Annotated in this window: 16 protein-coding genes; 6 read left to right on the top strand and 10 right to left on the bottom strand. The window is 58.8% G+C overall.

Annotated features, from left to right (window positions below; translation table 11 throughout):
• Nucleotides 1-1,172: 1,172 nt before the first annotated feature.
• From F9Z44_RS22175 to F9Z44_RS22160, 4 genes are all read right to left on the bottom strand, one after another.
• Nucleotides 1,173-3,614, bottom strand: a complete 2,442-nt coding sequence (locus F9Z44_RS22175; RefSeq protein WP_159609081.1) for a phage integrase family protein — start codon at nt 3,612-3,614, stop codon at nt 1,173-1,175.
• A gap of 49 nt (nt 3,615-3,663) precedes the next feature.
• Complete coding sequence (locus F9Z44_RS22170) at nt 3,664-4,116, bottom strand: hypothetical protein (RefSeq protein ID WP_159609080.1); 453 nt, start codon at nt 4,114-4,116, stop codon at nt 3,664-3,666.
• Nucleotides 4,117-4,785: 669 nt separating this feature from the next.
• Nucleotides 4,786-5,199 carry an HU family DNA-binding protein gene (locus tag F9Z44_RS22165; protein ID WP_159609079.1) on the bottom strand — a complete coding sequence of 138 codons (414 nt, stop codon included), beginning with the start codon at nt 5,197-5,199 and terminating at the stop codon, nt 4,786-4,788.
• A gap of 207 nt (nt 5,200-5,406) precedes the next feature.
• Nucleotides 5,407-6,525, bottom strand: coding sequence for a hypothetical protein (locus tag F9Z44_RS22160; RefSeq protein WP_159609078.1), 1,119 nt, complete (start codon nt 6,523-6,525; stop codon nt 5,407-5,409).
• Between the two features lie 309 nt (nt 6,526-6,834).
• Here F9Z44_RS22160 and F9Z44_RS22155 point away from each other — a divergent pair, with 309 nt between their 5' ends.
• Together F9Z44_RS22155 and F9Z44_RS22150 are read left to right on the top strand one after the other, a co-directional pair.
• A complete protein-coding gene (locus F9Z44_RS22155) occupies nt 6,835-7,473 on the top strand; it encodes a hypothetical protein (RefSeq protein ID WP_159609077.1) in 639 nt (212 codons plus the stop codon).
• A gap of 227 nt (nt 7,474-7,700) precedes the next feature.
• On the top strand, nt 7,701-8,468 hold the full coding sequence (locus tag F9Z44_RS22150) for a hypothetical protein (RefSeq protein WP_159609076.1): 768 nt from the start codon (nt 7,701-7,703) through the stop codon (nt 8,466-8,468).
• 87 nt (nt 8,469-8,555) lie between these two features.
• Here the strand turns inward: F9Z44_RS22150 and F9Z44_RS22145 are convergent, their stop codons facing one another.
• A complete protein-coding gene (locus tag F9Z44_RS22145) occupies nt 8,556-8,852 on the bottom strand; it encodes a hypothetical protein (RefSeq protein ID WP_159609075.1) in 297 nt (98 codons plus the stop codon).
• A 199-nt stretch (nt 8,853-9,051) separates the two neighbouring features.
• The gene (locus F9Z44_RS22140; RefSeq protein ID WP_159609074.1) at nt 9,052-9,288 is read right to left on the bottom strand and encodes a hypothetical protein; all 237 of its coding nucleotides are present in this window, start codon (nt 9,286-9,288) and stop codon (nt 9,052-9,054) included.
• 193 nt (nt 9,289-9,481) lie between these two features.
• On the opposite strand from F9Z44_RS22140, the gene F9Z44_RS22135 reads away from it, so the two are divergent.
• Nucleotides 9,482-11,461: an ATP-binding protein gene (locus F9Z44_RS22135; protein WP_159609073.1), complete on the top strand. Its 1,980-nt coding sequence runs from the start codon at nt 9,482-9,484 to the stop codon at nt 11,459-11,461.
• Nucleotides 11,462-11,563: 102 nt separating this feature from the next.
• On the opposite strand, the gene F9Z44_RS23080 is transcribed toward F9Z44_RS22135, so the two are convergent.
• Nucleotides 11,564-12,061, bottom strand: coding sequence for a DUF6283 family protein (locus tag F9Z44_RS23080; protein ID WP_328793976.1), 498 nt, complete (start codon nt 12,059-12,061; stop codon nt 11,564-11,566).
• Nucleotides 12,062-12,277: 216 nt separating this feature from the next.
• Between F9Z44_RS23080 and F9Z44_RS22130 the strand changes: the two genes are divergently transcribed.
• The gene (locus F9Z44_RS22130; protein ID WP_159609072.1) at nt 12,278-12,628 is read left to right on the top strand and encodes a hypothetical protein; all 351 of its coding nucleotides are present in this window, start codon (nt 12,278-12,280) and stop codon (nt 12,626-12,628) included.
• 184 nt (nt 12,629-12,812) lie between these two features.
• Nucleotides 12,813-13,205, top strand: coding sequence for a hypothetical protein (locus F9Z44_RS22125; RefSeq protein ID WP_159609071.1), 393 nt, complete (start codon nt 12,813-12,815; stop codon nt 13,203-13,205).
• 167 nt (nt 13,206-13,372) lie between these two features.
• On the opposite strand, the gene F9Z44_RS22120 is transcribed toward F9Z44_RS22125, so the two are convergent.
• Nucleotides 13,373-13,915: a hypothetical protein gene (locus F9Z44_RS22120; RefSeq protein ID WP_159609070.1), complete on the bottom strand. Its 543-nt coding sequence runs from the start codon at nt 13,913-13,915 to the stop codon at nt 13,373-13,375.
• Nucleotides 13,916-14,160: 245 nt separating this feature from the next.
• Between F9Z44_RS22120 and F9Z44_RS22115 the strand changes: the two genes are divergently transcribed.
• The gene (locus tag F9Z44_RS22115) at nt 14,161-16,056 is read left to right on the top strand and encodes a hypothetical protein (protein ID WP_159609069.1); all 1,896 of its coding nucleotides are present in this window, start codon (nt 14,161-14,163) and stop codon (nt 16,054-16,056) included.
• A 94-nt stretch (nt 16,057-16,150) separates the two neighbouring features.
• On the opposite strand, the gene F9Z44_RS22110 is transcribed toward F9Z44_RS22115, so the two are convergent.
• A complete protein-coding gene (locus F9Z44_RS22110) occupies nt 16,151-16,810 on the bottom strand; it encodes an SOS response-associated peptidase (RefSeq protein ID WP_236574428.1) in 660 nt (219 codons plus the stop codon).
• A gap of 56 nt (nt 16,811-16,866) precedes the next feature.
• On the bottom strand, nt 16,867-20,397 hold the full coding sequence (locus F9Z44_RS22105; RefSeq protein ID WP_159609067.1) for a class I SAM-dependent DNA methyltransferase: 3,531 nt from the start codon (nt 20,395-20,397) through the stop codon (nt 16,867-16,869).
• Nucleotides 20,398-20,427 lie beyond the last annotated feature (30 nt).

Raw genomic sequence — 20,427 nt, 5'->3', positions numbered from 1 at the left:
ATTTACTCCTATATTGCAGCGCATAACAACAACGTATCGCTGTGATGTTCAAGGTATCCCACTTGCTACCATTGTCAAGGCGCCGTGATCGTTCGTCCAGTGAATAACTGAAACTTTTCTAAGATAGTTATGGGTACGGCGGAGTCCGTTGGTTGTAGGCATCGGCACGGGCCTCGACTCGTTGTCGGAGACACTGTTTTACCAAGACGTTAGTTCCCTGCCCAAGTGGTTTCCCCGGGGAAACTTTGAGGGGAAGCCAGCCACCTTGTTTGCGATCAAAGTCATTCACTCAGAGTTATCCCATAGTTGGTCACCTATGGCTTCCCATAAATGGTCACCGATGCTTCTGGGCTTCGTGACGGGCGTCGAGTTTGGGCGAGCCCCAGCTGGAAACACAATTGCGGCCAAGAAGTTTCCCTGGGGAAACTTTTCTGTGCTGACCTCATTTGTTCTGTTGGCTGATGCAGTGGATGAGTGACCGCGTACTGGTGGGGTGGTTCCTGACGGTTTGCGTCTCTAGGTCGGTCGTGAGTCTCGAAGGAAGTTTCCCCGGGGAAACTTTTTGGCTCTTAGGGTGTTTGGCAACTCGGGTCGGGGCGTGGTTTCACTTGCAGATGAGTTCGCCGAGGTCCTTGCCACCAGTGGGGTCTGATGAATGAGTTGACCCCCGCGAAATGCCCAATACGAGTGCAATGCGCCCCATCTTCACCGGGGCCTCGAGGTGCAAGACCCTTTCGAAACGATGCGACCAGACCGCTTTGATCCTGGCGGAGCCATGCTCTGGGCACAGGCACAGGCACAGGCACAGGCACAGGCACAGGCACAGGCACAGGCACAGGCACAGGCACAGGCACAGGCACAGGCACAGGCACAGGCACAGGCACAGGCACAGGCACAGGCACAGGCACAGGCACGGGCGATGGCGATGGCAGTAGAGGCAGTCGGTCGCTCCATCTTGTCTGCCACCAACGGCCCCTGGGTCGTTATGCCGCGACGCTGCTTCAGTGCTGATGGCCTTGCCGGTTTTGCATATGGACGGAACAGGATGGTCGGGGGCTGCGAGGAAAAGTTTCCCCGGGGAAACTTTTTGGCGCTTGGTGGGCACTCTGCTCACGCCTCCGTCCTCTGGTGGAGGACGGAGAAATTGACTTTCCCCGGGGAAACTCGGAGCGTCAAATCCCCTTGGGAAAGATGAGCCGTGCCGCCTTCACCTTTGCCGACTCATCCTGCTTGAGGTAAATGCCTGTCGTTGCAATAGAGGCATGGCCCAACATCTCTTGCGCCATCTTCAGGCCTGCATCGTTGGGGTTGACTCGCAGCACTTCCTTCGCAAAGGTGTGTCGCAGCCAGTGTGTGGTGAACTTGGACCGTCGTTGCCAGACCTTGGCCTCAGTGTCAAGCGCGCGGATCTCACTGGCCAGCTTCGCAAACTCTTCGGCGAGAGACGCTTGGCCTGCCGTCGCCTGCCTTGCCGCGAGCATTTGGCGTGACGCCTTTATGTGGCGAAGCTCACGCAAGGCGTTCGTTTTGAAGAAGCCTTTGAGTGTCTTGTAAAGTCCCTGAGTGCTCAGCGCAAGCGCTCGGCCGGTGGTAGCTTGCGTTGATTTGGCGGTTTTGTCCTTACTAGCGGGAGCCGACTCAAGCACTCCGACCATAGGGCGCTCTATCCTGAATGCCAGCAGGCGAGGGCTTGCTTCGCCTTCGCGTAACGCTATTGCAGTCTCCACATCACGATGGTGTTCGTTAATCAGCTGGTACACGGTCGAGCTGATCTGCACGGAGCGCACCTTTCTCCCCTTGCCGACCACACGCAGCGAAAACTCGTTTGGTGACGTTTCGCCATCAACCTCAGCAGGTTGCATGTGTTTGACCGAAGCGTGTGCGAGTTCTTCCAGCCGCATGCCCGTAGTGAGGAGTACGTTGAGGATGAGCTTGAGCCTGCGCGTGCGTGCACCTGGCAGGGCAGGGGAGGGCGCTTCGATGTCGTCATCCTCATCATCCGCTTCGTCGGGATCTGGCTGTGAGTAGCGTGCAGCAGAGCGCACCAACAGATCCCGCACCCAGTCTATGTCGCTCTGATTGAGTGAGCGCGACGTGTCCATGGACCGCTCAACAGTCGCCTCAGATTTAAGGGACGCCATTGGGTTGCCAGTGAGGTATGCCCCTTTAAGGAGCGCCTCCATCATCACCTTGATGACAGTCAGTGCGTAGGCCTGGTTCCGTTGGTCGATCTGGCCACGCCACGGACGCCAGCGCGGGTCTTCGCGCGTCACGCGCGCGGTGCTGATGTATGCCGCAGGGATCGCTCGAAGAAACAGCTGATAACCCATTGCATGCGCCACGCTGACGCTCGATATGGCCACTTGCGCTTCACACAGGCACCAGACGTAGAAGCGCTCGACTTCTCGGCGGTAGGCCTCAAACGTGCGCTTCTTTTTAGCTGTGAGGTAGGTTCCGAGCCAGAGGCGGATGGCCTCCATATCGTTGTGTGCGCCCCAGTGATTTGGACCGGTGTTGCGGAACATCCCTTTGCTCCCATCGAGCGCCACGGGTACACGCAGCATCTCCAGTGGGGCGATGCCCTCCCGCTGGATCAGTTGTTCCCCAGCCACTGCAGCGACCTTGCTCCCCTCCGCGTACTCAAGCTTTGCAATTTCCGGCGCCCGCTCCAAGGGTACAAGGGCGGTTTTTAACGGCTTGTACGGCCGCCAGGCTGCGCCTGAGCGGTTGATGTGCCCGAGGGTGGCAGCATGGTCGCCAAGCCATGCCTCGATCCTCTTGGCCCGCACTGGGCCGATGCGGCCGATCTGGCGGTACCAGTTTCGTCCTGCAAAGCTGATGAATCGCACGAGCTGGCGCAAGTCCAAGATGTTTGCGTCTGCTAGCGCTTTGTGCACGGATGCGGCCAGCCAAATCGAGGTTTTTGCATCTGGCCTGGGCAGGTATGCGAGTACCGTCTGCAGCTCGTTGAGCGCCTTCACCTTGCTGTCGATCAGGGTCGATCGACTGACCTCCTGTGTCTGCTCGACGCTCACCTTGATGTCGTTGTCGACCAAGTACGCCTGGAACGCCTCGGGCAACTCCTTCTCGGTGAACTGGTCCTCAGGCAGGTTCTCGTACCAGCGCTGGTAGATCGCTTCGAGGTTGTCTCGCTCATCCTTGTCTGCCATCGCCGAGGGCAGAGGGGTGTTCAGGACCTTGGCCGCGCGTTGAAGGCTCTTGTCTTCGGAAAGATTGGCCGCCTGCTGGATGCGCCCTTCAAGGTAGTCGAAACGTGCGTTGATGGTCAGCCCGTGTGGGATGACAGGGTTGCCGCGCTGGTCGAAATGGATGTTGGCGTAGAAGCGCAGGAACGAGTCCTGGGCCGACAGGCCGTTGAAGACGCCCCGCACGAAGGAGAAGTCCTCCAGCGTGAGCTCGTTCAAGGTGTTGAAGGTGGCCACACGAAAACCCACTGGCCGCCCGGGTGGCCCTGCAGGTGCCTTTGGCGTTGTTGGCGCAGCGCTCTTGCGGGGTCGCCCGCGGCCGCGCTTGATCACGGTGAGGTCGGGCGCCTCCGGGAGCATCACGGTGCCATTGGGAGGGGTGCTGTGTTCAGCTGGCTCGTCGTGCATAGGTGCTCCTGCGGAGTTGTCGTTCTGAGTGCTTGCGGGGTGTGCCCGGCTACTGGGGCGTGACACGGTCGATGAGCCCAGCCTGGAGCGCGTCCCGTGCGAACTCATTGATCAGCGTTTGCCGCCGGTGCACCTTAGCCTCAGCAGTGGCATAGACCGTTTCGCGTTGATGCGGTGCCCACGTGCTCACGGCATGCAGCCATTGGTCAATGTCTCGAACTTCGACAAGGACTTCGGCGGCCTTGCGACGCCACAGCTCCCTTTGCGCCTCAGGCATGGTCTGCAGAGCGCGGCGAACCGGCTCCATGGGTTCCAGGAAGGCGTCCACATCTGCGGAATAGGGCAGGGGGAGGGCAGGCGATTCGGTGGGTGCTGAGATGCTTGTTGCGTTGCGCGTGTTGCGCCGCTTCTTGAAACCTCGCTCTCCGTAGATGTCGAAGAGTGTGCCGCCCACCACCACCGTCAGCAACAAGAGGCCTGCGGCCTCCACCAGGTCGATCATGGTGTGCCTCGCATGCGTGGTTCACCATTGGGTGAGATTGCAATGGTGCGTAAGTGGTTGATTTTCAAGGGAATCTCAGGTGGAGTTCAAAACTGGATGAAACACGCTGGGCGTTCCAATGCTGTGGTTTTATACAGTTAAGGTGCGGGAAAGGATAGACACGCCAAAAGCGTTTTTTTGTGTATGTTACTTTATCGGGTGCTTAATGGTAGTTAGTATTCCGCAGTCCGTAACCTCAATAAATACGGTTCTCAGCAATTTAGTACTAAGGAAGTAGCGCCTGCACGACTCGCAGCTGGCGGGTACCCGTCCGGCGAAAGAAAGTTGAACTGGTCAATGAAAGAAAGTTGAACTGCCGCCCGCCTCAACTGCACCCCACTGTGTCGGGTTTAGCAGCCGTCCACCGCTCAAAAACTGGACAAACTTGGGGAAAAGCAACTTTGCGACGCCAAAGATTGGCCTTGGGTGCCCATGAGCGCCTGGTCGGCTGACAGGGCAGTGGTCACAAAGTGAGATGGATCTCCGTACCGTGCGAGGCACCGGGTTGAATTGACCCAGCGGAGCATCACGTCCATCGAAGTACGACATCGCCGGTTCACGATGGCGGTCCCACAGGCGAAAAAAAAGGACTCCCGCCTGGGGAGTCCTTTGGGATGGAGTCGGCGCTGATTACAGCGCGGCGTCCTTGACCTTCTTGAAGAAGCGGGCCTTGACCTTGACCGATGCGGGCTTGGCAGCAAACATTCGCTCGACCTTGGTGAACGGGTCAACACCTTTGCGGGCCTTCTTGGCCGGCACATGGGTGGCCGCGACTTTGAAAACGCCTGGCCACGTGAAAGCGCCTGCGCCCTTCTTGGAGATGGAGGCGAGCATGGTGGCCTCAAGCGAGCCCAACACTGCTTTCACGGTCTTGGCATCGGCGCCGGAAGCTTGCACCAGGTGGGCCACCAGGCTGGTCTTGTTGAAGGTTTCCTTGATGGGCTTGTTCACGCCCACTGGCTTCGCCGCGACTTTCTTTGGCGCCGCCTTGGCGACGGTTTTCTTCGGTGCTGCCTTGGGGGCCGCTTTCTTTGCAGTTGCCATTGTTTTCTTGCTCCAGATTTTGAGAATGAATCACCGCGCAAGCCGCGCGGCACCTGGAGTTTATGGGGGCAGCGCGTGTTTCTTCGCTGGGAAATGGCTCTTTTTCACCCGTAGACCCACGAAATGCAGCAGGGCAGGGCCATTCACACGACGCCTCGCGCGTGTACCGGTACAGATATGAATGTCGCTCGCACCGCTGTCGTGGTCCTAAAAGCCGTAGCCGTCTTCTCTCCAAGCCTTGAGGACGCGGTAGTCATGCTCGGGGAGAACGATCAATCCGTCCTCTGCGTCTGCGACCACGCGCTTGCCGGAGCCATCACCAACCAGGTTGCCGTGGAGCATGTAGAAGTACCAACCGAACGGCACTTTGACGCGGCGATCGAGCGTTTGCAGCTTGCCGAAGTGGGTGTAGGTATCGCCCTTGGAAGCGTCGATCCTCGCAATCTTCTGAGGGAATGTCCACATCGGCACAAGGCCCAGGGCGCGATTTTTGTTGGTGGGGTCTGTCCAGTCAGAGAGTTGCATCACCCAGTGTTCACACAGGCGAGCGCCGCTGCGGCCGGCACTTGAGTTCTTCCAGTCGTTGAACAGCCGACGCGATTTGTGTGGGTGGCGGTCCCAGCCAGGAAACAGTTCGGAGTGAGTCTTGACCTCGCCCGTTTGGGCGCCATCGAGCGGGGCAATACTCCCAGTCACCTTGTAAGTTCGCTGGTGGAGCAGCTTTCGAACTTGAGCGTCGATTGCCTCTGCTTCGGCCACGAAGGCGTCTACGTCAACCACCGCCTCCAGCATATAGGCCGGTGGACGAACACGCGACCGGTCGCCAGTTGGTACCGGGTCACCCTCCACCGCGTCCAACAGGTCCGCCAAATTTGCGGGCGTGCGCCAGACGTACTTGTCAAATGCCCTTGCATCGATGAACTCATCCTCTTGGCGGATGGCAACCTGGACGAATGCTGCGGGGTTGTCCGTCCCTTTGTCATGGACCAGGTAGATCTTGGTGAGCTGGCATTTGCTCAAAAGGTACTTGGCATCGAGAAGCCTCGTGAAGGTCTTTGATGCATCACCCGCATCCAACGCGAGCTGTTCCTTTATCCACACTTGGTGGTCTTCATGAACCACGGCGCCGTTGCTGGCCAGTACCTTGCGGCGAACCAGGTAGTGGCCATCGTCTCCGCCCCGTGTTGTCGCCAGCTTCGCGTCAGAAAGCTGGCCGAAGGCACGCAGGCAAGAGATCAGTGCACGGTGCGTCGGCTCCGGCACACAGGCAGCTACAGCTTGCGCGAGCCCTGGGACATCGACCTCATATCCGTTGGGCGCTTTCATGAGCGGACGACCTTTGGCTCGACTGCGCGCTGAGTAGACAGGTGTGGTGAGTGGTGAAGATCCATGGGCGCCATTGTGATTCAGCTTTTGCAGACCTTCGAGCATGAAAGCGTCGGAGGGGGCCCGGAGTGGCTCTACGAATGGAAAACCCTCTGTTGGGTGTGCGATCGGCGGGTTCGGCGCAATTACTGTAGCCCGACTGGCCGTCCCCTTCACACCCACCCAGGCCCTTGAAATGGCGAGGTCTGTGCGTAGGATGAATTTGGTCTGCCCATCAAACCTTTGAACTTCAATCCTGAAAACCGCCACATGAACGAAACCACCATACGCACTTCCAACGGCACCACGATCGCCGCATTCTCAGTCGGCGGGACTGTCATGTCAGCGGAAATTCGCACCGAGTTCAGCACGGTGCGAGACCGCGACACTCACATTGGCAATGGAAAGATGCTGCCGGGTCAGGTGTACAACGAAGCGTCGACGGTCCAGGACGTTTGGATCAGGACCGAAGACGGCAAAGAAATGAAGCTGGCCTTCCAGCCCTTGGGGTTGGCGATGCGTGCAGGGCATGCTGTTGTGTTCATGTGCGGCAAAGACGACAAGGGTCAAACCTGGTGCCTGGGGGCGCGCAACCTCGCCACGGGAGAGATCAAGACCTCGAGCTCTTTTGCAAAGAAGATGGCTGGCGATGCCGGTGCAAAAGGTGGACCGAAACTGCCTTTCAGCGCTTGGTGGATCCAGCTTCCCGCGCTGTTGTTCGCTGCGTTTGTCTTCAGCAACATGGAGGGTGGCCGCTACTGGATGATGTACTTTCTTTCAACGGTGTTCTGGGGCGGTATTGGCATGCTGGTCATCCACATCTGGAGGTTGTCCAAACGCGCGGAAACGGTGGGCAAAGAAGTGATCGTCATCGTGCGTGAACGTCTCGAAGCGCTCCCCGCTCGCTGAAAATGAATCGGCGCTGCATTGGGACAAAGCCGGTGCCATCTTCATGATTCCACGGCCGGGAGTCCGCGGGCAATTGAGATATATTTGGCGCAGGCCATGTCGAGGCCTGCTGCCCCACCGCCGGCTAACCCAGAGAGGGACGACATCACAACCTCCGAATTCCACCCATGGCGGAATGCGGCAGTGGGGCACCGTACCGAATTCCGCCTTGATGGAGTTCTGTTCTCATGAAATTTATCCCGACAACGCCAGCCGACGTTGAAAAGCTGAAGGCGCGCGCGAAAGTCCTCAAACGCCGGCACAACATCAAGCATCGAGAGGCGCTTGAACGAGCCTCACGCGAGGCTGGCTATGCCCACTGGCATCACGTGTCCATCTGCCAAGCTGAATCCGAGCGCGCGGTGATGGGCGCTTCACTCGCCTTTCTGTGCAGCAGCATCCAAAAGGACGCGATTAAGGGCGAGACCCACTACATAGGCGACCCGTGGCCACTGCGTTTCGTGGTCTTTGCCAACGGATCGAAAGACGCGGCCCTGCTGGACATCACCGCGCGTCAAGCCTTGATTCTGGTCGAGGGGGGCCAGGAGAGAGAGTTCAGCATCAACGAGGATGGGCCACTGCCGGTCATTGCTTGGCATGGCCGCTTCGAGGTGGAGTCCGACGTGGTTGTCATCACCCAAGACCCCACTGGCGCCTCCGTACGCATGTCGGTCGATCCTGCTGCGCTGCTTGACGCCATCGACCGATCATCTGCGCGGGAGGGCGACGACGAGGATGACGGCCTTTTCGTGCACGACATGGACGAACCTGCCAGTGGCGAGCTGCTTGAGATGGTGCTGAACGGTACAGGCCTGGTGCCCATCACCGCAGAGATCGCGCAATCTCTCGTGGACTCGGGCTACACCAGCGAACAGGTCGCTGAGGCGACCGCCGCAGGGGCGCAGTACTCGCCATCGCGGCATTCCATCTTCTATCCCCCGGAGAGTTCCTTTTAGAGGCGTTCTGGAGGCGATGGTTGGTGGCTTGTAGAAAAGCGAAAAGGCCCCAATCCGCTAGGGATTGAGGCCTTTCCATGTTCACGCTCAGTGGATGGTCTTCTTCGAGAACAGGGCTGCAACTTGGCGGCTCTGACCGTAGAGGAAGACTTCCAGTTTCTCGCGCACCCAGCCCGGCAGGGAGGGAGCATCGAGCGCCTGGACCAGCACCATGCGGTGCCCCTTGTCCATCACGGCGTCGAACAAGGCCTGCACTGACTCTTCACCACCGTGGTCGATGGCAAGGTCAATGGCACGGCCTGGTTTCTCGGCAAGCGACTTCACGATGAAGTCCATGTGGTCGAGGGCAGAAGCGTAGTCGGTTTCGTATGCGGCGTTCATCATGTCAATCTCCATTAAAGGGAAAGAAAGACAGGTTCCACATACGGTCCCGAAGGGAACCTGTGGTTCCCGTCCGGGTGGGTTTACGTTCGGCAGTTGCCGACTGCTTAGAGCGAGCTCTGAAGTGACTTCATTTCAACAGGGTGCGGCTGTTCTGTCAGGCCATGTGGGTCAGTTTCCGACCCATGACGCAACTTTTTTTTCAAGAAATGGTCAATGAGAAGGAAGGGCTCACGGCGCGAAACGCCTTGCGGGCTTTTGAGCGGTTTCTAGGACGTTGCGCAATGGCAAGCAGTCGCGATACCGACGATGCTTGTCGTACCAGTTCCTCTTGGGTGTCGGCAATAACCACTACGCCGCCATTCAGCCAGGTCGCCCCGCCGCCTGGCTTTTTTTTGCCAAGCTGCGTGAGAGTGCGATGACCTGCACCGGTCGCCATAGGAATCTCAACAGGCCCGATCGCGTTGCAGCGCACACGAGCCTCGGATAGCATTCATCCGTCTTGGGCGCATGTCCAGAACGCGGCCTCGCGGTCGCCATCAACTTTTTGCCCCAACGCGGGCTTCAACCCAACCGGGAACCTCTCCCGGTGGGGCGCGTGGTTTCCGGTCCTTTTCTTTCTTAGGACTCCCATGGAAACCATTTTGAAAAACAACGAGCAGATCTCTGGCGACACGGTGCGTGCGCAGATCAACGAGCGGTCCTTCATGCGCAACATGGAGCACATGTTTTCGTCCAGCTTCTCCGTGATTGGTGAGCTGCTGCAGAACGGTCGTCGGGCCGAGGCAACGACCATTGATGTCAAACTCGATGCCAAAACGCGCAAACTGACGATCTCTGACAACGGCATCGGCATCCAGAGCTTCGCCAAACTGCTCGACTTGGCCACCAGTGGCTGGACGGCAGAACAGGTGCAACTGACGGAGAAGCCGTTCGGCATGGGCTTCTTCAGTGTGGTCTTCGCAGCCGAGCGCGTGGTGGTCACATCGCGTGGGCAGCAGCTTGACTTCACCCGCGAAGACATCATCGAAGGCCGCCAGCTGAGGGTGCGCGAGCATGGGGAACAACCGCTCAACGGAATCACCACGGTGATCGAGTTGTGCAACGTCAGCGAGAAGCTGCTGCCTGTCAGTGGTTCAGTCGATCAGTTCGAGCGCAATCTCAAAGAACTGGTGGCCGGTTTCCCGGTGGACGTGGTGTTCAACACCGTACTGCTGCCCCGTCCGAACCGGATGGACCTCAAGGACGGCAAGTGGGTGATGACGGGCATGGGCCCGGTGAGCATTCAAGGCATCCACCGCGGCACCACGCTGGCTCAGCCCGCTCACAACACCAACGTGCGCATGTACCTGCAGGGTTTGCCCATCGAGCAAAAGCGCTTGTCTTTTCCTGGAGCAGAGGCACCCTACATCGTCCACCTGGACAGTGCGCAGTTCACTGCGCAGATGCCGGATCGCACGCATCTGTTCAATTCCGACGAGCAGATGAAAACCATAACCGCCAAATTCAACAGCCTGGTGGTCGATTTCCTGCATGCCCAAAAGCGGGAACTGTCGCCTCGTGAGTTTGTGAAGGCGTACTGGGACGATGCTGCTCGTTTTGGCGTGCGGCACCTGTTCAACGACGTGCCATTCGTGCCCTGCACACTGTTCCAAACGGTGAGTGAGGTTCGGATCCCCCACGCCGGCGCCGACGTGCACACGACCTTGAGCTACCACGACAAGGACACTGTGATCTCACGCGAGCAGCTGCTCGAGTTGGAACAGGGTGTCTGGATGGACGTGTGCACTTCGGTCGACGATGAACACTGGGCGGCTACAGCTCTTGCTGTCATGCAGAAGCTTCAGACCTACTGCGTGGACTCACATGACGTGCACCAGGACCATTGGATCAACGCGATCGCGCACCGGTACACCGACATGACGTTCCAGGTCAACGTGGAAGGGATGTCCGAGCGCATGCAGTCTTTCACCTGGAGCGACCGCACTGCGGACATTCGGATGGCAACCTCCTGCGAGGTGAAGATTCGCTCGCTGGCTGACAATGCTCTCGCGTTGAACGTGAAGCTGGACAGTGGATGGCTTTTCACTCCGGTCTTGGGACCGAATGAGGACCCTGAAAATGTGCTGCATTGGGACTTCGACTGCTGGTTGATGTCTCATGACTACGATTCGCATCCCGTGAACGCGTTGGCCAGTTTCGTTGACGAGTACGACCACTTCAACGAAGAGTACGAAAAGGACGCGATCCTTGACTGGGACAACAAGATTGCTTTGCTGGAGGATTCACACACCAGCGCAATCCTCAGCCGGATCCTTGTGAGCGAGTACCCGCAGCTCAGCGACAAGAATCTGGGTGAGATCACCATCGTGACTGGCACCCAGCGCAGCGTCAATGGGGGCGATGAATACCGTGCAGCGGGTCTCAAGGTGGCGGCGCTGGACGACGCGATGATGGCAACGATCTGCGCTGCACTGAAGAAGCAGTCGGGTGTCACCGTGACGGCCGATCAGATGACCCGGGCGATCAGCTTTGCAGCACGCCCAGGCCTTTGCACCGGCGGCAAGCGCGATGGTGACTACCGCGTGGGTGTGGCCATCGTTTCGCCGTGAGCGAGCCACAACGAGCAACGTGACGAAAAGTCACTTTTTTGGAAACCCCCTGTGCTTGCGAGAGCGCAGGGGGTTTTCTTTTTGGCGCTTCCGGTTGGTCCCTCAGCGGCAGTGTTTCAGCGCAGGGTCACTGGGGGATACACCGTTGGCCTCAGCCATCTCACGGTATGAGTCGAAAAGCTCGCGGCCGTCATCCTTTACGTCGTGAAAGGACGCTCCGTGGAGACGAGCGAGCCGAACGGCCAGATTGTGATCTGCACCTCGGAGCAAGAACCCAGCGCACGTTGCTGGCCGCGTTGCTCCACTCTCATGGCAAGCGAACTTGCGGTCGCTCATGTCGTACGCGGTGCCTGCCGAATGGACGAACGCCTCTGCAGGGAACTCCCCTGCGTTCTCCCGGACCCACGGACAAGGCGGGCAGGGCGTTTTTCGGTAGCTGCCCCGGCCGCCGCACACGGAGACCACCTGGTGGTCTGGCCCTGCCTGTCTGATGTCTTGAACGGTGACCGGCTTAAAGCGTTTGGTTAGGCGCGGTGAGCCTTCGCGGGAGTTCGCCTGTTGTTGCTTCGATTTTGCGGGGGAAGGAAGGGAGGTGGCCATGTGCTTGAGCGGTGTGTGCTGCATTCTTCACACAGTCTGCCACCGAGGATCAAAAGTTCAAGGCCAGTCCTGGGTGTGTTCTACGCCTTGTTTTGCACGCGTAGAGGCACCTTGACACAGGCGAATTGTTTGAGATGCTGAGTCGTCCGTTTGAGCGGCCCATTTGCTCCACCGGCACGCGCATCCCATCTACCGATCCCCCTCTACGCAAACTCAATGAAACAATCGACCAGCCTCATCGCCTTGGCGCTCACCGCTGTGCTCACCGCAACCTTCTCAACGGGCGCCTTGGCCCAGAAGACGATCACTTTCGATCAGGCTGTTGCCGACATGCAGGCTGACGTCATCAAACACTGCGGCAAGGGCCACAACAAAAAGAAGTTCCTTCTGCTCACCATCACTGGCGCAGTGCCACATTCAGAAGATGGCTTGCATTCCGTGATGCTGATCGATGCCGAATCGGAGTTTTCTGCTCGGGACCCTGACGTCCTCGGGTTCCTGAAACCTCAGGCGACGGCTGCCCAGATGAAGTCGCTGGTCGGCAAGAAGAAGTGCGTCCCTGCCTGAGTTCACGCGCTGCCCTAGAGTATGTCCCTCGCCGGCGCATCAGGCCATGACAGAAGACTTGCTCGGCTCCACGTGCGCAATGGGAACACTCGCAGAAGGGGAGGGACTTCATTTCACCTCTGGATGCCGAACAAGGTGGGTGCTGCAGGAGGACGCCTATGGGTGTGGAGTCGCATGCCTCGCCATGGTCAGCGGCGCGCCCTACAGCGAAGTTCGTGCGCTTTTTGTGCGGGGAGGCATGGGCGCGAAGCAGATCGGCCACCGCCCATTCGCATCGAATTTCTGGCAGTTGATGGCCATTGGTGCCGAACTGGGCCTGCGCTGCGCCATGCAGCGCTGGAAGGGCTGGGACTCGTTCGACGGCGTCGGAATCATCAAAGTGCCGTCGACAAAACCCGGTTGGCACTGGATGGTCGCGGAACGCACAAGTATTTACGGGGTGATGGTGCTGGACCCTGCACTTGACTGGCCTGCCTTCGACCGCGCGCCGTTGAACGTGATGTACCGGAGCCCCCAGTCGCTCCAACCTTATGGCAACTGGATTGCCATCCGCAGCTCCTGCACTCTGGAGGTTTGACTTTCACCTTTCAACGGTGTGCTTGAGTTCGTTTAGGACAATCCGCTATCGCCCCCTGACTAGGTTGAAGCAGACGTCTCGAACGGATGCCTACGAACCTCTGTCGTCTATTGAAGCATGCTCGGGAGAAGAGGCTACGCTTCTCCCGAGGATGATCAACGAAACCTTCAGGAGCGACTTGCGAACCAGTCGGCCAATTCGTCAATGATCCGCGAGATTTCGAGCTTGTCGTCAACCGTAAAGCCCTGTGCTTTGATGGACCAGAGGCCCTGACCACTTGAATCGGAATAACCGGACGTATCCATGAAACGCTCAAGCGCCTGAATCCAGGCACGAGCATTGTCATCAAACTGAGCGCTGTCGATATTGTGCAAACCAAGGCTGCATTCGTGAAAAGCATTGGCAATGGCCTCATGCTCCCCGCGGGTGTGTGGCAACATCAGCGCGCGCCGCGCCGTAGCGAATTTTTCAGCTTGATAGCTCACTTCTGGTTCCCTTTGCGTAGTTTCTGTCGAGACATAACGATCACAAACACCATGCATTGCCGCACCGGCTTCAGAAAAGCCGTCTACACCGCCTGTTGTTGTGACCGCAGCAATGTACACCGCGAAAGGGGTGGCTTTCTTGATGTAGCCGTGTCTCGATCCCTGGCGGCAGCCACGATGTCGAGATAAAGCACCCTTTGCGCATGCACTGTGAAAACTCTCCATCGTCGGCACAGGTGATGGCCTGGGCTGTCCGCGCGGACAGTCTGATGCCGGTCCATGTTGTCATGCTCGGAAGAGGTGAAACAGGGTTGGCTTGCAATTGCCTTTGTCCTGGATGTGGGTCAGTTGTCCAGGCGGTGAATGTTGGGCACGCCGCAGCCCACTACCTTAAACAGGGGGTCACACGCCCCTTCTTTCGGCACCACCACACCCCCCAGGGGGAAGGTTGTAAACAGTCTGTCGCGAGATTGGCCACGCTTCACCTGCTGTTTGACCGGGATGAAATTGCACTTCCCGCGCCACGCGCGGTGGGCTTCGTTCAAGGCATTTCAGGTACCGCGTACAAGCAATACGCGGGAGGCCAATCTTTTACCGCTGCGGTCATTGGCAAACAATGGATTGACGCGCACTCTGCGAGCTTGACCCTTGCCGACGGCAAGGTGATTTGTCTGCGACTCTCAAGTTCTACAAGAGTCGATCAGGACATGGAGATGGATGGCGTTCTCACTGTTGATGTCGACGACCCAGATGTCGCTAACTGGTCGCCGGAGCAGATCTTGGCCAAGGTTCAACTGGACGGGTCATGGCTTCGGTGGGTTCGACACTGGGATGATGAGTCACTTGCAGCGCAAGCGCTCCAGAATGCACGTGACGCCGCCGACAACGCCCTGGACACATGGCCTGCAGACCTCAGCATGCCGGAGGGGATGACCACAATGCAACGCTCTGAGAGCGTTCTTCACTGGGCACTCAAGGAGGCACTGGCAGCAAGCGGACAGATTTACGTGCCCGCAGTTGAAGAAAACTTCTCAGCCCGGGACGGATCGGGAAAAGCCCACTCCGATGGATACGAATTTCCCGCCCGGACGCTGCAGTTGCAAGGCGTACGACTTGAAGCAGCAATGGGGGACATTGTCCCGGATGTTGTTTGTCGCGCAGTCGATCCTGTCGGTGAGTTGAGCATTGAGTGCCTGTTGATTGAGGTGGCAGTCACACATAGAGTGGATTCCGCCAAGCTGCAAAAAATTGTTGATCGTGGCGTCGCTTGCTTGGAGATTGATTCCTCTCGGTTCTCAAGGAGCGGGACCGTGACACGGGCAGAGTTGCCAAGCCTTCTTCTGCATGATGGCGTTGTTCGATGGCTCCACCACCCCCGGATCCTTCTCGCAAGCAAAGAAGCAAACGAGCGACTTTCCAGGCACGTTCGCGAGGCGAACGAAAAGGAAACGAAACGGACGACGCGGATAGCAGCCATCGAGCGAGTCGATGGCGCAGAGGCTCATCGGTTCTTGCTTGCCGCTCTGCGCGCGTCTTGGTATCGCCATCCCCAGGTGACGCATCAACATCAGTCGTTTCATCCGCCGGAAGTGATTGAGGTGCTTCTGCGACGCCTCCCAGCTTCGAGCTCAAGTGATTTGATTTTTGATCACGGAGGACTGGTGTGGATGATCGAGCAGATTCGGGCGGAGGGACAGGTCCAAAAGCATGGGTCGACTTTTAGCCTGCTCATGCGCGCGCGCAGTGCGGGTGCGCTGGGTAGGTACATCACACATTTGCTCATCGCAGCTCGTGTCTATCAGCCGCCAATGACCGACGAACAAAAAGGGACCATCGCCGAACTCAGGTCACAGGTCTGGACCAGCGTAGAAAGTGGTGAGCTGAAGTTCGCGCGGCCGGCGATCTATGACGCCGTCATCGCCGCCATGTTTCCCGAGATGGGCGATCTTCTCGGGAACGTTGTGGGCACGGAAGGTTATGCGCTGAAAAGAAAGCGTGAGATCGATAAGAAGAGCATGGAGGAGGAGAGGGCGCGAGCAGCTGTCGAAGAGGCACTTGCGCGGGAGCGGTCAAGAGCGGAGTTCGAACGAGAGCGACGCGACGAATTGAAGCGAGCAATCCTTCGCGCGTCGCATGGAGACTGGCAGCCAGCCCAAGGACATCCCCACGATATTGAGCAGGCCTCGCACATCACCAAGCATCTACGGTGCCGGTACGTCGATCGAGAGGAGGTAATTCGAAAGGCCTGGGAGGGCCGGGAAAATGGGGTATCTCTCCCAGACTGGTACCAGTCCCTTGGCCTGAATGATGTCTACGCTGTAGCGGAGGTGGCTTCAATTTTGCGGGAGGCCTATCTGAAACTGTGACGTTCCCGCGAGTGCATCGACCTGGTCGCCGTCGAGCTTCGCATGTGTTCAGTTGATGGGTCTCGACCGCACTTCAGAGCCTGACGATGCGCGCCTATCGCGAGGAAGGTCCAGCTGCGATTATCTCAACTGGCGGCACCTTGAGAAGTTTCAGCGCTTCACTCACCGTGCCTGCCAGCCACTGATCCACGTCAGCCTGCTCGATGGAGATGACGCTGCGCTTGTCCTGATCATCCGGTCCTAGCTTGGGGTCTGGCTTGTGCATCCGCCGCATCAATGGGTGGGCGTCTGCGTTGGCCGTGAGCATGGTGTAGCTCTCATGTATCTCACCAGATGCTTTATCGGTCCACGTGGCCCAAATACCTGCAAGTCCCCAAGGGTCACCATCCGCACGCCTGAAGCGCCACCATTCGTTCTTGCCGCTTTCCCAATTGGGCTCATCGAACCAGTCGGCAGGGATGATGCAGCGCTGCCCGCGCGCCCAGGGCAGCTTAAAACTGGCTTTCTGTGCGAGTTCCTCGGACCTTGCGTTGTTGGTGGCGTACTTGATGTCTGCGGTTTTGGAGAACCAAGGGATGAGGCCCCAGCGCCCGATCACCAGTTCGCGTGAGTAGCTGGGATCGTCGTTGGCTCGCCTGAGGAAGGCCCCTGGTTTGCGAGGGCCTACAAAGCCCCCTGGCCAGGCGACACTGTTCCTCGGACGCCAGTATTTCTGGATGGCGTCTTCGCGGGTTGATCCGTAGAGATTGCACACACCGGCAGCATACCGCTGGCCAGCCAACCTCACCACCACTGAAACACAAGGGAGGCCTACCGGCCTGAGTCCACCCATCCGCCGTTATCGTGCGGCAGGGCGCGCCCGAGTGCAACCAGGGCATCGAGGATGGTGGGAAGACGCTCCCGCCAGCGGCCCCGGCCGTTGAAACGCTGGGCGAGGGTATCCAGATCCAACGCGCCACCTGCATCGGCCAAAGCATCTGCTACCGCTTTAATCTGGACGGCCAAGCCGGTAGGCCATGGAACTTGGGCCAGAGTGCCCCTCGGCCTGTTGGGTTCTCCTTTGGACGCTGCGCCATCGCCTTCCGTGTCTTCATCCATCTCCATGGATGACTGCGCTTCTGCTTTTGTGTCGCTTTGGAAGTCCGGTCGCAACCAACGGACAGTGCCTGAGGCCTCTTCCGTGGTTCTCTTGGAGTTGAGCTCCACTAAACGCTGAAGCAGCTTGTCGGTGTCTGTGGGCAGGGTCAGGTCGCTCCAGCCATAGGCTGCCAGTACTGCGTGATCGATCTCTTCATGCAGACTGCTGAGAACGCCGATCAGTGCGTGCTCGTGCAACACCTTTTCTTTGGCGCTCAATGGCTCGCCGCTGCGAAGTTTCTCCAGTACGTTGTAGGTGGAGGTGAGCATCGCATCAGGGTGGGCAGCTTGCTGCCTTTTGCGGTGAGCATCCAGCTGCTCGGCCAGGTCGCGGATGCGCTGCTGCAGCGGGGGGCTCGCGCCGGTGTCATCGCCCGGAAAGGGAAATGCTTCGAAGCAGCGAGACTTCACATAGACGGGGTCATTTCCGACCCCGAGCCACCCACCAGCAGCCAGTGCCCACGCACCGTGAATCCTGCTGGAGAGCACTCCGAGATGGAATGCGTCACTGAGAGCTATCGCCACCAGTTTGTTGTCTGGCAGAACACTGCTATCCAGAAACTGGAAGATGCGATGCTTTGCGGTCTCGACGGTCGCGATGTAGCGTGGCAGCCCCGCGAGCTGTCGACGCATTTCCTGTCTGGGTTTTCCATGTAGCCACCAGTGCTTGGCATAGCCGGCGCCGTCCTTGGTATCGGCCTTGGCATCACGCGTTGGTTTCACGCGGTCGCTAAGCCTCTGGTAGACCAAGGGGAAGCGTTTGCGTACATCGTCCGCGTCCAACCCGTACAAGTCGATGACGAGTACATCGCGAGGCTTGGCCGTAAGGTCGCGGCCATTTCGATATTCCCTGATGTGCTTCTCCAGCCCAGGAACAACGCCGAGACCCAGCACAGTTGCTTCCTCTCGGGTGACGATGAATCCTGCCCCGAACAACTGAACCCCTCGATTGCTCAGATTCACATTGCTGCGCAACGAGCCCGCCGCTGCCACATTGGCACCGACACGGAGGTCAGCATGAAGAAGTCCGAGTTGCTCCGTCAAGAGGACACCTACCTCACCATCTTCGCCGCTGATTTCTTCTGCCACTGTCAGCAAACGTCCTTCCCCGCTCCCAGCTGTACCCACGGTCATAGCTATGCGAACGGCCGCCCCGTTGGTGCTGTCCACCCACGGGTGATCTGGTATCGCAAACAGCAGAGAAACACCATCCAGCGCACTTTGAACAACACGTCGATTAAAAGTCTGGCGCAGGCTGTTTGTGGTTATCAAGCCAAATCGTTGAGCTTTGCCTGTGGCCACTAGACTGGCTGCACGTTGCCACCAGTGCATGACAAAGTCCGCGCTTTCAGGCACCTGGGGCCACGCCTCACGTAGGGCCTCTGTGTAACCATCGCCCAAAGCTCCACGCATCGCGCCCGCACCAATGAATGGGGGATTGCCCACGATGAATTCTGCGGCAGGCCACGCTGCCGGGCGGGCATTGATGTAGCGCCACTGCGCGATTTGTGCCGATTCGTCCGGTACCAGCTCGCCGGTGACTGCGTGCCGCTTGGTAGTTTCTCCATCCCATCGGGTGACGACGACGCCATTGGCATCGACAAGCGGCTCCTTCGTGTCGTAGGAAAGCACCGCGTCTCGGTTCTCGATGTTTCCATAGTCGTGCACCACAGGCTCAGCTACGCTGGCATTGCCGAAGGTCCGGATGTGCCACTGCAGATAGCCGATCCATAGAACCAGCTCTGCTAGCGCAGCAGCACGCTCGTTGAGTTCAATGCCCAGCAACTGCTGCAGGTTCACTGTCTCCTTGCCCAAGTCCAGCGCGTCCTGGGTTTCCCCCAGGGCGTCGAGCTGGTTGAGCACTTCACCTTCCAGGCGCTTCAGATGCTCCAGCGTGACGTACAAAAAGTTCGCGCTCCCACACGCAGGATCCAGAACACGCACGGTGCAGAGCCGGTGGTGAAAATCCTTCACTTGCTGTCGGGCCTCGCGCCACTTGGCCCGCACGGCAGCGCTGTGCCGATCCAGGACCACAAAGTCCTTTTTGGTTTTCACCACGGGCGCATTGGCTTCCAACTCGGCAGCTTCATGGGCCAGCAGCAGCGCGGCCGCCTGCGAGTTCGCCCATTCGGCGCGCAATGGCTCCATCACGGTGGGCAACACCAGACGCTCCACGTATGCGCGTGGTGTGTAGTGGGCGCCGAGCGCGTGTCGCTCGGCAGGGTCCAATGCGCGTTCCAGAAGGGTGCCGAAGATGGCTGGCTCGACCTCTCGCCAGTTGGACTGCGCGGCTTGAATGAGCAGATCGATCTGAGCAGTGGTCAGGTGCAGGCTGTAGCCGTCTGCGCTGGCGTCCTTGAAAAGTTTCCCGTTGAACCGGAGCACAGGTTTGACGAGCGTCGCGGAGAAACCACCATGGTCCATGTCCGACCACAGGATGCGCAACATCTGCTGAAGTCCTGAAGGGTCCTTGCGGTGTGTTTGAAGCAAGCCAAGGAATGCTCCTTGCGGCAGCAGCGCCACGTCTTCCGCGAACATGCTGAACAGGCATCGGGTCAGGTACCCGGCCACGTGTTGGGGGGGATGCCCCGCTTTTTCCAGGGATCGGGCCAGGGAAGCCAGGTGCTGTGATACCTCGCGTGTGACCTGGGCGCTAACGCGCGCGGGGTTGAGGCTGTCGGGGTCGGTCCAGATGCGAAGCAGGCGTTCCCGAATCTCTGGACGGGCAAGGTCAGCGAGTGCGATACGGTGGCTGCGAGGATCTGGGAACGGGACATAAGATCCACCGCTGCGACTGAACTCGGCATAGATCTCGATGACGGTCCCCACGTCGACCACCAGAACGAACGGTGGCCTGCCTTCGGCGGCAGGCAAGGCGCGGGCATACCCCTCACCCTGGCTGCGGGCACGCAGGAGACCATCGTCAAATCCTTTGGTGTGTGTTCCTGCTTTGAGTTTCTTGGCCTCAAGCACGAAGTGGCCACGCCGGTAGCAGTCGATGCGCCCCGCGCTGCTGGAGCCATCGCCATGCAGGAACGTCACAGGGCGCTCGAACATGTAGTCCTGCTCGGGGGAGGGGTGTGGCTTGGGCACACCCAGTAACTCACAAAGGCCCATGACGAAGCTCTGCGCTGTTGACAACTCACTTGCTGTCGCCCCCTGCCAGCTTGCTATGAACTTCTCTATCGCATTGTTTTGGTCCATGGCGAGCGATGATAGAGGCTGCACAGCGGG

This window comes from Hydrogenophaga sp. PBL-H3, from assembly GCF_010104355.1.
Taxonomy (GTDB): domain Bacteria; phylum Pseudomonadota; class Gammaproteobacteria; order Burkholderiales; family Burkholderiaceae_C; genus Hydrogenophaga.
Note: the sequence above shows the minus strand (reverse complement) of the source record. Positions and strands in the feature narration are given on the sequence as shown.

Excerpts from the sequence above, each read along its gene's own strand:
- F9Z44_RS22170 (WP_159609080.1), bottom strand. The coding sequence starts at position 4,116 with ATGATCGACCTGGTGGAGGCCGCAGGCCTCTTGTTGCTGACGGTGGTG.
- F9Z44_RS22150 (WP_159609076.1), top strand. The coding sequence starts at position 7,701 with ATGAAATTTATCCCGACAACGCCAGCCGACGTTGAAAAGCTGAAGGCG.
- F9Z44_RS22145 (WP_159609075.1), bottom strand. The coding sequence starts at position 8,852 with ATGATGAACGCCGCATACGAAACCGACTACGCTTCTGCCCTCGACCAC.
- F9Z44_RS22160 (WP_159609078.1), bottom strand. The coding sequence starts at position 6,525 with ATGAAAGCGCCCAACGGATATGAGGTCGATGTCCCAGGGCTCGCGCAA.
- F9Z44_RS22165 (WP_159609079.1), bottom strand. The coding sequence starts at position 5,199 with ATGGCAACTGCAAAGAAAGCGGCCCCCAAGGCAGCACCGAAGAAAACC.
- F9Z44_RS22140 (WP_159609074.1), bottom strand. The coding sequence starts at position 9,288 with ATGGCGACCGGTGCAGGTCATCGCACTCTCACGCAGCTTGGCAAAAAA.
- F9Z44_RS22155 (WP_159609077.1), top strand. The coding sequence starts at position 6,835 with ATGAACGAAACCACCATACGCACTTCCAACGGCACCACGATCGCCGCA.
- F9Z44_RS22175 (WP_159609081.1), bottom strand. The coding sequence starts at position 3,614 with ATGCACGACGAGCCAGCTGAACACAGCACCCCTCCCAATGGCACCGTG.
- F9Z44_RS22130 (WP_159609072.1), top strand. The coding sequence starts at position 12,278 with ATGAAACAATCGACCAGCCTCATCGCCTTGGCGCTCACCGCTGTGCTC.
- F9Z44_RS22125 (WP_159609071.1), top strand. The coding sequence starts at position 12,813 with ATGGTCAGCGGCGCGCCCTACAGCGAAGTTCGTGCGCTTTTTGTGCGG.
- F9Z44_RS22135 (WP_159609073.1), top strand. The coding sequence starts at position 9,482 with ATGGAAACCATTTTGAAAAACAACGAGCAGATCTCTGGCGACACGGTG.
- F9Z44_RS22105 (WP_159609067.1), bottom strand. The coding sequence starts at position 20,397 with ATGGACCAAAACAATGCGATAGAGAAGTTCATAGCAAGCTGGCAGGGG.
- F9Z44_RS23080 (WP_328793976.1), bottom strand. The coding sequence starts at position 12,061 with ATGGCCACCTCCCTTCCTTCCCCCGCAAAATCGAAGCAACAACAGGCG.
- F9Z44_RS22120 (WP_159609070.1), bottom strand. The coding sequence starts at position 13,915 with ATGGAGAGTTTTCACAGTGCATGCGCAAAGGGTGCTTTATCTCGACAT.